We start from the raw sequence: 14093 nt of genomic DNA, 5'->3' as shown, positions 1-14093 counted from the left end.
TCTACTTTTTCTGGGTTGCCTCTAAAGCTTTGACTTTTGCATTCAAAGAGTCAACCTCTGTACGCAGTTTCTTGACCTCCTTCACCAAAAGTGAATATGAGCCATCCTTTTTAGATCAACTCAGGAAGATCGGCAGTAAAGGATTTCAGAAAAATATCATCCTTCGCTCCGGGTTCGTTCTCTAGTAGTACAGCATGGATGAAAACATTCTTGCCTTCACGCGTAATATTTGCATAACAGCAGCCTTGAAGCTCCTGTCTTCCTGCCGCTGAACGAACCGGAATCGAATTCATTAGCTTACCGTTTAGAAGTGAGTAGCAGTAAATATACTGATACCCCTTGCTAGAGTCGAGTATGCCACCCTGACCGGAGGATATGTACAAATGGTTGTTGGGTGACAAGAAACCTCCTTGAGCATAGCAACCATCAGTTATCCCCGGATTCAATGTGAGTGTTTTGTTAAGGAACTCACCTGTATCGAGATCATGAAGATATACCTGGTCGATATTTATCTTTCCAAGTGAAGTGATGACTCTGCGGTTCGTAAAGTCTATTGCGATCATGCCTACTCTTCCATTAGGATTTTTTAAGGGAATCCATTTTGAGAAGTTCAGAGTTGCTCCATCACCTTCAAAAACTAGGATTTGTCCACCAGCATCACACCAGTGATCAATGTAGATTTGATTGCCGTTGATAATAATGGCACCAACATGATAAATAGAAAAACCAGGCAACGGGGGTTCGGGTGGTGGGAGATTATCTAGTGACCAACTCTTAATTTTCTGCCCGGTTGGACCGTCAAATACATGCAATCGCTTTCCTTCTGCATTAGAAGTAAAGAACCAACGATTATGTGCAAAGGCGCAGCCTTGTACCTCATTTGTCCAATTTTGATCAAGTTCATCTCCCGGAATCTCTTCCCAAAATTTATTCGGGAAGTCCATTGACCTCATGATTTCTCGAAGACTGCTTGGAGCCAAGAAGAAATCTCGGTATAACACAGATTGGCTCGTTGAATATCCAATTTTTGCCAGTTGTTCTCTGTATGAAATCATCTCTATTTCCGTAAAGTTACTGGAATGCTAGTATTTAAAATTTCCGTAAAAATCTAGGCGTTGCTGAATTGCTAATGATTTAGATACCTCTGAAGCTGATTTTATGATGCCAAAACTATTACTTTTCAGCAACGCCCTATTTTCATAGGATGTCTGATCTACTTTTTCTGGGTTGCCTCTAAAGCGTTGAATCTTGCCTTCAAAAAGTCAACGCTTTAGAGGCAGTTTCTTGACCTCATCAATCAAATCTAGAGCATTCTCTCTTCATGTAAGCTCTCACCTCAACTACGCAGTTTTTTGTGTCTGCTTCAAAGCGTTTACCTCAGTTACCAGTTGTGAAATCTGCTGATGTTGCTCCTGTACCACTTTAGTGAGTACGGCAACAATATCCATTGAACTTAGTGTCTTCCGATCAGCCATTGCCACTAGCTCTGGAACATCTTCGGCAATAAAACCAACATGCGACTCTTTGCTACTATCTGCTTTAAAGTTGAATTTGACGGGATTCAAATTTGTTAAAGCCGATATGGCTTCTTGTGGAGAAAGTTCAGCGATATTCTCTTTTAGTACTCTTGATGAAGTTTGCTTAACGGCAGTGGCGGTTAAGGTGCCAGTCACCAGTGCATCACCTACAATATGTAATTTCTGGCTGGGAGTAGCTTGCCCAGTACCAATCCCAACATTGCCAGTGGTGGTATCCATGACTAATCCCCAGCCAGCACCAGTATTACCATAGAAACCAACTTGGGTATCAGTACTCATACCGACAAAGGCTTGGTTTCTAGCAGGTTTAGTTTGATAAAACCAAATACCTGCTGTGCCGTTTGCCTCTCTTACCCGCATTCGACCAGCAACGTCCAACTTATATCCAGGATCTGGGGTTCCAATCCCAACATTGCCAGTCGTGGTGTCCATCACAAAGCCCCAGCCAGCACCAGTACTACCATAGAAACCGACTTGAGTATCGCTAGCCATCCCGACAAAAGCTTGGTCTTTAGCAGGTTTAGTTTGATAAAACCAAATACCTGCTGTGTCATTTGCCTGTCTTACCCGCATTCGATCGGCAACATCCAACTTATATCCAGGGTCTGGGGTTCCAATCCCAACATTTCCTGCTGTATTAATAGTTAAATACGCACCAGACCACTGACTGTAATCATTCCAAAAAATACAGAGGGGATTTCCAACTTCATAGGTGCGGGGGCCTGAAATATGCCAAAAACCAGTCGGGTTCTTAAGATTTAAAGATACAGAAGAAGGCTCTTGTCCTGCTGCTTGTACTCGGTCAATAAATAAATCAGCCCCTTCAACAAGAACCTGGTCTCCATCAAGAAGTTTGATATCACTAGCCATGCGATTTCTCCTACTATATTTTGTAAAATGGATGAATGATTTGCGTATCTTGAATTGAAAGTTGATGAGCAGGGTTTTCCAACCCACCTTCAAGATCATCTTTTCTAAGGTAGAACCTCATGTGTGATGGTCTAATCTGCTCCATCACCATTGAATTGAGCCTCTCGCATACCTTAGTTCACCTCGCCAGACTAGACCACCCAACTTCCCCAAAAGTCATCGTTGTCCAACCATCCAGCATCTTGGGCATATAACGACAGACGAATTCTGCTGTTAACAAGGATTTTGGGAACTACCGTCAACTGTAAAAAATGCGCTCATACCGCGACACGACCCTGATATCGCAAGTAATTTCCTCGATTTGATTCCTGACTTGTTCTAAGCAGAATCTTGCTCAATCGTAAGCAAGGCGATCTACCACCTGACAGCACCCTTATCGGTTATTGTTTATTACTCTTCTACAGATACATTTCCGGAAACTTAATTACAACAATTTTCAAGTGATTGGACTGTGAAACTGCATTTGTTATAAGTGATACCAAATCCTTTTTGATATCACTCCTTTCACCCAACCAAAACCTTTGCTCCAAGAGAATTTTGTCAATCTGTAAGGTGTCTCTCATAACCGGATTTGGTATCAGTTGCTTTTCCTCTCTTCTGGCAGACTCAACCATCAAAGTCAAGCGCTGCTCAAGCTTGCTTTTTTATAGCCAAGGGAAGAGGGCAGGGTACGCTTTTATCTGGGCTATTTGCAGTTCCTATCAATTTATTGAGATTAACCGGCAGTGATTGGGCATTCTAAGAAGAATAGACCAATACACTGCACATCCTTGTCTTAATGTCAATAAGCACTGTAGATGATCGCAAATTGCATAGGAACACCCAGACAAATTGTGTAGTTTTGTCTCAAAATATTGAGACATATCTCCCGGCTGATGGATGTGTTCACACTCGCTCACCCTTTACTTTCAGAGAATTACCCGGTAACGCTAGCCTCGCCTTCGATACTTGTTTATTGAAGGTGGGGTTGGCTTCATTCTTCGCTCAACTCCCAAGATATTCAATGCACGGATTTTGAGTTTTGTTTGAGCGGTAAAAGCCAAGAGACGAAACAGTTTCAGCAGATTACCTTGCCCTTAGCAACACTCAGCCATGAACTCCAACTCATATCAAAAGGTTGCCAATTCCCATATGCTCAGACCCGTGGTGGATTTTGCTCCTGTTGAATCACTTTCTCTCTCAAACCCGGAGATTTCAGAAACGAAGATTTCCGACTCCATCGTGCCTTGCGAAGTGCTCAGCACTTGCGAACCGACGGGGGAGCAAAAGGGGATTTCTAAGCAGGCAATACGTTCTAGCTTAAAAGCTTCAACGTTTGATAGTGTCTTTTCCAACATTTTTGGCGCAGCCACCACCGGCGTGTTGCTAACAGACTTCGCGCTACGGTTGGGGGCGACGAGTTGGGAAATTGGCTTGCTGTGTGCGCTGCCGATGGTGATGAACTTCCTGCAGCCGGTGGGAGCTTATTTAGCAGACCGGCAGACGAGTCGCAGCCGGTATAACTTGCTGATGTTTGGCTTCTCAAGGCTGTTGTGGTTGATTTTAGTGGTGGGGATCGGGTTTGCTAGTTGGTCTCACGCAGACCGGCACCTGCTGTTGCAAGGGACGCTAGCCGTTGTCTTTGCCGCCAATTTGCTCTCAGCACTAGGCAGTGCTTCGTGGCTAAGCTGGATGAGCGTATTAGTTCCCCATCGGCTGCGAGGGCGGTATTTTGGCTTTCGCAACAGTGCCGGCAGCTTGACAACACTGCTAGGCGTGCCACTGATGGGAATCGTCGTATCGGCATGGGCCGGCGGCACCATTCAAGGCTATGGAGTCGCTTTATCTGTCGGAGTCATCGCAGGATTAATCAGTCTGGGGTGTCAGTGTTTCATGGCAGATGTTAACCCCCAGCAGCAGGAGAACCCCCAAAAGGCGGAGACGGGGAAAGAGGAAGAAACAGAGACAAAAAACTTCGCTGCACTCCTCAAAGACAGCAATTTCTTAATGTTTCTGTTCTACTTTGGTTTTTGGACGTTTGCGGTTAATCTCAGCAGCCCCTTCTTCAATCTCTACCTGCTGAAAGATTTAGGCTTGGATGTGAGTTGGGTGACAATTTTTAACAGCTGTAGCGCTGGAGCAAACTTGCTGATGCTGATGCTTTGGGGTAAATTGGCAGATCGGTTGGGCAACCGGCCCATCCTGCTTTTGGTTGGGATTTTAGTCGGAGTGACGCCTTTACTCTGGGTCGGCACCAGCAACAATTCTCTGTCCCTTTGGTTGTGGTTGCCACTACTGCACGCGCTGGGTGGCGGCACTTGGGCGGCAATTGACCTGTGCAGTAATAATATCCAGATGGAAATCGCACCAAAACGACAGCCATCTACCTACTTTGGCATTGCCGCCGCCGTTGCCGGTGTAACGGGTGCGTTGGGAACTACAGTCGGGGGTTTTCTTGCCGAGATCCCGGCAGTCGGTGGTTTAACCGGCTTATTTGCCCTCTCAGCCGTCCTCCGACTGGTGGCCATTTTGCCTTTGCTGTTTGTCCAAGAACGCCGCAGTCTTTCAGTGGGCCAGCTTATTCGCAATTTCTTACCCTTAAAGCCGCGAATGGAGCCAGTTTTAGAGCCAATTTCTGTAGCCGGTTCTATGGCGATCTCGCAGACCTCAAAAAGGGGCTAGGGGCTAGTAGAGTAAAAAGATAAGGCTTTTTAGTTAATGGTATAAGTGTAAAATCTGATAGAACGAGTGGTTAGTTGATGTTCGTTTTTTTCAGATTGTGTAGGTTGGGTTTAGCGAAAGCAAAACCCCACAACTACAAAACTCTCAAGGTGTTTCTTCAAGTTTGCGCTGCCGCATTAGGAGAAATAAAGGCAAACCCAGGGAAACACCCACCAGTAAGTTACTGGCAATATAAATCCACAAGTTTTTCATTTTTAGACGCGAACCTTCGCTAAATACATAAGTACCAAAAACCAGGGATGACACTATGACATCCATGCCGAAAAAACCGGAAATTTGATTGGCAAACAACTCTCCGAAGAAAGCGTTAATATTCAACCCTTCTTCTAAAAGAAACGGGATAAACTGGGAGTAGGGCAAAGCAGTGCCTAGAATACAGAAAATTAAATAGGCAATTTTCAACATTTTCAAACCTTCACTTTGTTAATTAAAAATCGCTGTATTTGGGAGTTTATTCTGCATTGCTGAGTGCTTGAATATCGCTTTGCATAATTATGCTGACATTGAAAAGCCACTCGACTAACTCTTTATCAAAGAGTGCCGGTTCTTCAAACTGAGGGGCATGACTACTCTTCTCAAATATGCGGATAGTCAGATTACTGAACTTGTCTCTTACAGATTCCCATAGATATGCCGGTGGCTGAAGATAATCATAGCGACCAAGGGCCAGAAATACAGGTGCTTGCAACTTATCTAAGTTTTTAGCGATATCTATGTCGCGAAAAACCTCGCCCCAAACATAATCAAACATAGCCATATTGACTTCTACTCCTTCCCAAAGCTTTGTCGCGTCAAAGTTGTAGTCAAACCAACTTTTGGGTCCCATGAGAAGGCAATAGGTAATAAAGGCTTTCTCAGGTGCAGCTTCGATTTCTTGAGGCAACCTAGCTAGGTTTTCAGCAAGCGCTGCTTTACGCTCAGGGCAAACAGAGTCATTCAGATACCGTTGAGTCGCAAGATGGCTTTCCTGCGACAAATTTGGGCCGGCACACATCATTACCACATGAGACACATTGGCAGGATATTTTTTCGCATATTCCAACGCCATAAATGCATGACCTGAATGACCAATAACAATAATCTTGTCAAATCCTAACTCTTTCCTAACGAGTTCAATATCATCAACCAGTGCGTCTAACTGGAACTGAGCAGTATCTTTACAATCATAAGGAGGTGAAAAACCTCGATGATCGACAAAGACTAACTTTAGGCTATTACGAAGATTGTTAGAGAAGGTTCGAGAATAATACAGTGAACTTCCAACCACAATGGTAGGAACCCCGTTCCCCTCAATAATATACTGGAGTTTAAAACCGCTGGAATACACATGGCCTATTAGAGACATATTCTTACCTGCCCATATTTCATAACTTAATTAATAGGAAAGCTAAAGTTAAGTTCTCTCCACTGCTACTCTCTAAAAAATAGATAGAAAATATAACATTTTTGTCTAATTTTTCATTTATCCGTTTTCATGGGAACTTCTATTAATTATTTTATATGGTTAGTTTCTGCAAGTCTTCTAAGCTTTTATCGAGAACAATTTACTGTGTTTCTGTAGCTATTTTGCGGTTAATATACATATTCCTTTATAGAATTTCTTTATAGTCTATTAGCGTAGAGTCCGAGAGATATTGCCAAGTTAAATACTCATTAGTCTATCAACCTCTTGAACTCAAAACTCCAAATTCAGCACTCCTCTCTCACCACTTAGGTGCTGAGGTTATCAATGCCTCAGCCATTTTTGTATCCAAAGGTTTAGAAAATAAATATCCTTGCCCGGAGTCGCATTGCAGTCCTTTGAGTTGCATTAGTTGTTGCTCGGTTTCTATTCCCTCTGCGACTACATCCATCCCTAAATTATTTGCTAGCACAACAATGGCCTTAACAATTTCTGAATTTTCATCCTGACTATCTAACCGGCTGACAAAGGAACGGTCAATTTTTAAGGTACTCACCGGCAAGCTTTGCAAATAGCTCAAAGAAGAATAGCCGGTGCCAAAATCATCGATACATAACTGAATGTTTCTGGCTTTAAGTTGGTCGAGCACTTTCGCTGCGGCTGCGGCATTTTCCATCAGCAAACTTTCCGTAATTTCCAGCTTTAAGCTTGTCGCCTCTAGCCCACTTTCGAGGAGAATTTCATCAATTTGCTCGATTAAACACGGTGCTGTCAGTTGTTTGCTAGATATATTCACATTCACGGACAGTTCTTGAGTGTTGAACTGTTTTTGCCATTCAGCCATCTGCAAACAAGCTTCGCGCAAAACCCACTGTCCGAGAGGAACAATCAAGCCAGTATCTTCGGCAATGGGAATAAATTCGGTTGGTGAGATGAAGCCTCGTGTGGGGTGCTGCCAACGAAGGAGTGCCTCGAAACCTAAGAGTTTACCCGTCTTGAGGGACACAATCGGTTGATAGTGAAGTAGGAATGAAGTATGGAGACTAGAGACAGGAGAATTAAGAATTTTTTCCCCATTTTTTATCGTTGCTGTTTCATCTTTTCCTAAGATGGCTCGCCGCAAGTCTGTTTCTAAGTGCAGGCGCTCTAATGCGTTGGCGTGCATGGCGGCGTTGAAAACTTCATGACGCGCTCTTCCTAAGCTTTTAGCGCGATACATGGCGGTGTCAGCGTCGCGCAGGAGGTCTTCAGGCCGGCTATAACAGTCCAGGGTGAAGGGTGAGGCGTCACCAGAGGCTATTTCTGGGACTTCAGTTTGGCTAAGGGCAATGCCAATGCTGACAGTTGTAAACACTTCATGTCCGTTGATGTGGAACGGTGACTTTAAAGTGGCATGGATCTGATCTGCTACAGCACTGGCATCACCGGCATCTTGGATACTGTCGAGGAGAATCGCAAATTCATCTCCTCCCAGACGGGCGACGGTATCATTAGGGCGCAGGCAAGTTTGCAGCCGGTGAGCGAAGGCGATCAGCAACTGATCCCCAATACTGTGCCCAAGGCTATCATTAATCAGCTTGAAGCGATCCCAGTCCAGAAACAGTACGGCAAATCTGTAATCTGGTCGCTGTTTGACCACTTTAACGGCACTCCACAAGCAGTTGGTAAACCAGGCACGGTTAGGCAAGCCGGTGAGGGGATCGTGGTATGCTGCGTGCCATAATTGCTCTTGCGCCCGCTTGCGCTCTGTAATGTCGCGGGTGACGACTGAGAAGCCCCGCAGATAGCCAAATTTATCGCGAGAGACGGTAATAATCACATCAGCCCAAAATTGCGAACCGTCTTGGCGCACGCGCCAGCCTTCTTCTTCAAGCCGGCCGGCAAGGGCAGCTTGTTTGAGGGCTTTCCACGGTTTTTCTTCCTGAATTTCTTCGCTGGTGTAAAAGCAAGAAAAATGCTTTCCCACAATCTCAGAGGCTAAATAGCCGGTGATGCCTTCCGCACCGGGGTTCCAGCTAACCACCTGACCGAGGGGATCTAGCATGAAAATGGCGTAGTCTTTGACGCTTTCTAGTAAAAGGCGGAAGCTTTCTCTCTCTTCATACAGGGCTTCCTCTGCCTTTCTGCGATCTGTAATGTCCCGGCAACTATAAAGAATGGTTCCCTCTTGGATGGAGACACGCTTGACGTTCACGAGCATGGTGCGGCGCTTACCGGCTTTGTTCCTTACCTGCCGCTCGATATTTTGAACTTCTCCTGTCCTTTTCAGCTGTTCCCAGTCAAAAATATTTTCTCCTAGCAGCTTAGAAATTTTGCCTAACGCATGAATTTCTGCGACTGAATATCCGAACGAAACTTGGGCGTTGGGTCCGATAAATGTTATTTTGCCGGCTTCATCGGTGATAAAAACTGCTTCTGTAATGTTAGATAGGGTGATTCGATGTAACTCTTCAGAGGCTCGCAGTGTTGCCTCGGCTTGTTTACGCTGGGTGATATCTGTGTGAATTTTCATCGAACTACTCAGGCAGTGATGTCCATCAAACACCGGCGTCCCACTGACTAACACCCAAATTGTTTCTCCCGACTTTTTCCGCAGTTCGATTTCATAATCTTCGTAAGTGCCGGTGCTGTATTGCTGTCTTTTTTCTTGCAATAAGCAATAGTCGGCTTCTCCCGCGACTAAGTCATCTTCTGATCGCCCTAGCAATTCCTCTACTTTGTAGCCCAGCATTTCGCAAAAGTGCTGATTCACAAATTCGATGGTGCCGTCTTTGTCGGCAATTAACAAACCTTCGTTTATCCGCTCAAGCAGCGGACGATATTCCAAGATAGAAGTATAATCTCTTGTTCCAATATTTTGTTTTTGTTCTCTCACTTCACGGGCAAAAATCGCCAGTCTTGTTACATCACCCTGAGCATCCAAGACTGGAAATATCCTACTTTCTAGGCAACTTTCTGCACACTCTTCTTCAAATCGTACCGGCTTTGATGTGCGAATGACTTGCTCTATTTGCACTTTTTTCTGGTGGGCAAGTTCGGCGGGTTGTAGCTCGTAAATACACTTGTCGGTGATTTCTTTCGGGGATACGCCTAATCTTTGGGCAGCCATTTCGCTCGCAGCGAGAATGGTTCCTTGTGAATCAATCAATACTGGTGACTCTACCGACGCATTCAGAAGCGCCTGCACCATTTCTTCTCGCTCTCGCAAGGCTTTTTCGACCTTTTCCCGCTCCTCAATCTCTTTTTGTAATTGCTCGTTTGCCTGCTTTAATTGAGTGCTGAGGGCGAGCACTTGACTTTCCAACTCGGCACAGGTTAAATTCACCGCGACTTCAACAGCCGGAACAGAAGTCTTCGTTTCAGTGGACTCAGCCAGAGGCTGGGCAATGGCGCAACAGTATTGCTTGCCCTCTAATTCGAGATAATCTCCTGTTAGTTTCACCGGCACATTTTGACCGTTTTTGTGGTGATTACAAGATTCTAAGGTGAAGGAGCCGGTTTGTTTCAGGGTGTGCCAGTGCTGTAACCAATTTGTGGCACTCAGATCCGAGTTGATATCCCAGACACTCAACTTAAGCAGCGCTTCGCGGGAATAGCCTATTTGCCGGCAGGCGGCTTCACTGGCATAGACGCATCGCCCATCTGAGGTGATCCAGAAGACTGCTTCGGCTGCCATATCAACGCCATGTTTTATTGTTTCAGATACCGATTTGTGCGCGAATTGGGCAAGTTCACCAGGTAAGCCCGTTGGGTACTGGTGCCGCCAGAGGAGAATAACAGCTTTGTTGCTTAAGGCTTGCAGGGCTTTCCTCTGCGGTTTTGCCAGATGGTGAGGCAAAAAGTCCATGACGGATAAGGTGCCGATTTTAGAACCTTGTGCATCAATTAGGGGGATTTTCGCATAAAAGGCGACATCGCTGGAAGGGTAGGGAGCAGGAATTGCCGGCAACTCCAAGTTTTCTTTTGATTTAAAGCAATGCTGATAGCCGTTTTCCAGGCAAATTAGGGCAATGGGTGCCTCGCACACCTGTGCGGCTAGGCGAGTAATCTCTTCCAATGCCTCTTCCAGCCAAGGTTCAAATCCATACGTTTTGGCAGGTGAGCTAGCAAGCTCATCTGTTTGACTTTTCGGCATTGTTGTTGGAATCATTGCATCCTCTAGCGCTTGCTGGCTTGCCAATTTGAACCCTGCGATCTGCCGATTTTGCCCAAATATTTGAAAGTTTCGCTGACAGTACGTCAGACACACAGACTATTTAATTTGTTTTGCTGTTGATTTAGTTGTAACTTAAAATACAAACAGGTATTTTTCGTTAGCCTTCGATTCAAGCTGTTTTGGCGAGACTAGACTAGCTCTGATGAGTGGTGTTTACCGAACGGATTTAGTTTTTTCTACTAACCTGCCACCGCCAAATCGCTAAAATGCTTCGCTCTGCCCCTTTGGGTTTGCTGAAGTTGTCATAAATATACTTTACTCTTTATTGTCTTGATTGTAATCTTATAATCTTTTAAGCGTTGTAATTCTATTGAGTCTTTCATCAAAACTTTAAGAATCAATATTAGAACAAGTATTTTGACTGAGACATTTGTCCGGAACACAGCTTTGCTAGAATCTTCATAATTTATAAAAAATTTATATTTTCTAATTTAGAATGATTTATGATAAAATATTAGTGAATATTATTAAATTTTTAATAAAGCTCAAGTTTTCAGGCCCGCCAATACCTACTGAGCTAGAGCCAGCTCAGGTAGAAAATGTTTGACTATTTTAGGAAATGCCGGCTATCAATGAAGACTTTGCATTATTGATTGAGCAGCAGCTATTTCCCATACAGCATAGTTGAGCGATTGCGCGTTTAGAGCAATTAAGAGACGGCTGCTGTGTCTCAGATAATTTGAGAAATCGATAAAATCCTTTAAACTGTAAATATTAAGTAAGATTAAGATACAGCCGCAGCTCTGGCCAAAATGAGAGCCGGCAAATCAACCGCCTCTAGTTTAGAAGTATGCACTTAGGCTAGTTCCGGCAATCAGACTCGCAAGCCGGGTCAGGATAAAAATATGAATCAGGTAGATTATCTTCGCATCAGTCTGATTGATCGGTGCAATTTCAACTGCCAATACTGTATGCCAGAGGGGGCGGAAATTGATTACATCCTGAAACAGAATTTGCTAACCGATGAAGAACTGCTCACCCTGATTCGAGAAATCTTTATCCCAGTTGGGTTTCGTCGGTTTCGACTCACTGGGGGAGAACCGCTGCTGCGTCCGAATGTAGTGAAATTGGTAAGCCAGATTGCCCAGTTGCCAGAAACTGAAGACTTGGCGATGACGACGAATGGATTTTTATTAGCCGATTTAGCTGAAGATTTATATCAGGCCGGCCTACGGCGAATAAATATCAGTTTAGACTCGCTGGAACCGGCAACCTTTGATCGAATTGCCGGTAAAGCAGGCCGAAGCCGGTGGCCACAAGTTTGGGCGGGAATTCAAGCAGCTCATCGGGTGGGGTTTGACCCACTCAAGCTGAATGTCGTGGTAATTCCGGGCGTAAATGATGGTGAAGTTCTAGATTTAGCCGCTCTTACCATTGAACGCCAGTGGCACGTCCGATTTATTGAGTTTATGCCCATTGGCAACGGCGATTTGTTTGATGGTTGCGGGTGGGTGCCATCAGCACAGTTGCGGCAGCAAATTTGTGATCGCTGGGGATTGGTCGAATCGCGAGTCACAGGTGCGGGGCCGGCTGACATATTTCAAATTCCCGGTGCTAAAGGCACGCTGGGATTTATCAGTCAAATGTCCGAATGTTTTTGTGATCGGTGCAACCGGATGCGCCTCTCAGCAGACGGCTGGTTGCGACCGTGCTTGTTAAATGAAGCTGGCCAGATTGACTTGAAAGCGGCCCTGCGAAGCGGAGTTCCCTTAGCTGAGTTGAGGGAGAAGGTGCGCCAGTTACTCGGTCTCAAACCAGAGATTAACTTTAAACAGCGCGAGTCAGGCACTGCCGCCGGTATCTATACGCGCACCATGTCACAGATAGGAGGTTAGTCAATTGTCCTTTGTCACTTGCCCTAAGACAGTAGACGCAGGACAAAAGACAAGTGACCTAAGCCTTGCGGGAGTAGTATTCAACCACAAGCAGTTCGTTAACTTGTAGGGCCACCCATTCGCGCTCAACGACGCCGTTGACTTTACCAACCAAGGTGTTTTTGTCAAACTCCAAATGGCTGGGCGTATGGGCCAAGCCTGGGTTGGCCAAGTTGGCTTCAACTATCTTGCGGGAGGCTTCTTTGTCCTTGACCGCAATGATTTCTCCCGGCCTGCACTGATAGCTGGCAATATTGACTCCACGACCGTTAACGGTAATGTGGCCATGATTCACTAGCTGGCGGGCGGCTGGAATGGTAGGAGCCATTCCTAAGCGGAAGACCGTGTTATCGAGACGCATCTCTAACAGCTGCAGGATGACCTGGCCGGTGGAGCCGGTGACTCGGCGGGCTTTGCGGACATAGCGCAGCAGTTGCCGTTCCGTGAGACCATAATTGAAACGGAGCTTTTGCTTTTCCTCTAGGCGGATAGCATACTCAGACCGTTTTTTGCGGTTTTGGCCATGTTGGCCCGGTGGGTAGGCTCGTTTCGGCTGTTTGCGAGTAAGCCCTGGCAGATCGCCCAGACGACGTACAATTCTGAGGCGCGGGCCTCTGTATCGCGACATGGAATTTCCTCTCTATATCCTTCGGTGGAATTTTACCCAGACATTCTAGTATAAACCTTAACGACTGTGACTTACCCGTGTTAAGTTGGATTCATTTTGAGGACGTTAACTAGAATGGCTATGCATCCTCTTAATCGTTTGCACTACGATCTGCCCATGACCGACCAAGGCTGTGATCTGGCCGGCAGCCCCAAAATCCGGCGTTTGATGCGCTTTTCTGTAAGGCAGTTGGTGATTGCCGGGTTACTCGCAATGGCGGTTCCCCAGCACCCGGCTGCTGCCACTCACGGAAATAATTATCAAAGCTGCGCGTCTAAACTGTTAAATGTCGGCCTCTTTCCGGAAACAGTAGCCCCAGCCTGTGCGGGTGCCCTCGATCCTGAGGAACTGGCTAGCTGTGTTGTCAAAATATATGGGAGAACGGATATTGCGGCAACAGATGCGTTGACGACTTGCCGGCAGGTGCGGCGTCCCCGCGAATTAGCGACTTGCGTAGTGGATATTAGCAAAACCGCTCAAGCCTCATTAACACCAGTCGTGTTAGACAACTGCCGGCGTAGTCTATTGCCGAAGCGCTATTCCGAGTGTGTGGTCGGTCTCAGCCGTAATATTGATGTAGTTCCCGCTCAAGCAATGACTGTGTGCATTGATGCAGCGGATCGTATTGCCGATTTCGATCCCAGCTTTATCCCCCAAAATCAGCTGCCAGGGACGCCGGCACCCACACCCAATTAACCCGCTATTTTAGATGGGAGAGGAGTGGGGGACAGAGAAATAAATTCTC

General features: G+C 45.7%; 9 protein-coding genes. 3 read left to right on the top strand and 6 right to left on the bottom strand.

Annotated features, from left to right (window positions below):
* Window positions 1-110: 110 nt before the first annotated feature.
* Window positions 111-1055, bottom strand: coding sequence for a YncE family protein (locus H6F56_RS01655; protein ID WP_190665079.1), 945 nt, complete (start codon window positions 1053-1055; stop codon window positions 111-113).
* Between the two features lie 285 nt (window positions 1056-1340).
* The gene (locus H6F56_RS01650) at window positions 1341-2408 is read right to left on the bottom strand and encodes a tail fiber domain-containing protein (RefSeq protein WP_190665078.1); all 1068 of its coding nucleotides are present in this window, start codon (window positions 2406-2408) and stop codon (window positions 1341-1343) included.
* A 1152-nt stretch (window positions 2409-3560) separates the two neighbouring features.
* Here H6F56_RS01650 and H6F56_RS01645 point away from each other — a divergent pair.
* Window positions 3561-5129: an MFS transporter gene (locus H6F56_RS01645; RefSeq protein WP_242031824.1), complete on the top strand. Its 1569-nt coding sequence runs from the start codon at window positions 3561-3563 to the stop codon at window positions 5127-5129.
* A 144-nt stretch (window positions 5130-5273) separates the two neighbouring features.
* Here the strand turns inward: H6F56_RS01645 and H6F56_RS01640 are convergent, their stop codons facing one another.
* From H6F56_RS01640 to H6F56_RS01630, 3 genes are all read right to left on the bottom strand, one after another.
* Window positions 5274-5594 (bottom strand): DUF2834 domain-containing protein, encoded by a 321-nt coding sequence (locus H6F56_RS01640; protein WP_190665077.1) that lies wholly within the window; start codon window positions 5592-5594, stop codon window positions 5274-5276.
* 46 nt (window positions 5595-5640) lie between these two features.
* Window positions 5641-6534: an alpha/beta fold hydrolase gene (locus tag H6F56_RS01635; RefSeq protein ID WP_190665075.1), complete on the bottom strand. Its 894-nt coding sequence runs from the start codon at window positions 6532-6534 to the stop codon at window positions 5641-5643.
* 358 nt (window positions 6535-6892) lie between these two features.
* Entirely contained in the window at window positions 6893-10741 is a 3849-nt protein-coding gene (locus H6F56_RS01630; RefSeq protein ID WP_190665074.1) for an EAL domain-containing protein, read from the bottom strand.
* 911 nt (window positions 10742-11652) lie between these two features.
* On the opposite strand from H6F56_RS01630, the gene moaA reads away from it, so the two are divergent.
* Entirely contained in the window at window positions 11653-12642 is a 990-nt protein-coding gene (gene moaA / locus H6F56_RS01625) for a GTP 3',8-cyclase MoaA (protein ID WP_190665072.1), read from the top strand.
* Window positions 12643-12700: 58 nt separating this feature from the next.
* Here moaA and rpsD read toward each other — a convergent pair whose 3' ends face one another.
* Window positions 12701-13309, bottom strand: coding sequence for a 30S ribosomal protein S4 (gene rpsD, locus H6F56_RS01620; protein WP_190665071.1), 609 nt, complete (start codon window positions 13307-13309; stop codon window positions 12701-12703).
* A gap of 114 nt (window positions 13310-13423) precedes the next feature.
* On the opposite strand from rpsD, the gene H6F56_RS01615 reads away from it, so the two are divergent.
* Complete coding sequence (locus tag H6F56_RS01615; RefSeq protein ID WP_199312521.1) at window positions 13424-14044, top strand: hypothetical protein; 621 nt, start codon at window positions 13424-13426, stop codon at window positions 14042-14044.
* Window positions 14045-14093: the final 49 nt, after the last annotated feature.

The organism is Microcoleus sp. FACHB-672 (genome assembly GCF_014695725.1).
GTDB lineage: Bacteria > Cyanobacteriota > Cyanobacteriia > Cyanobacteriales > Oscillatoriaceae > FACHB-68.
Note: the sequence above shows the minus strand (reverse complement) of the source record. Positions and strands in the feature narration are given on the sequence as shown.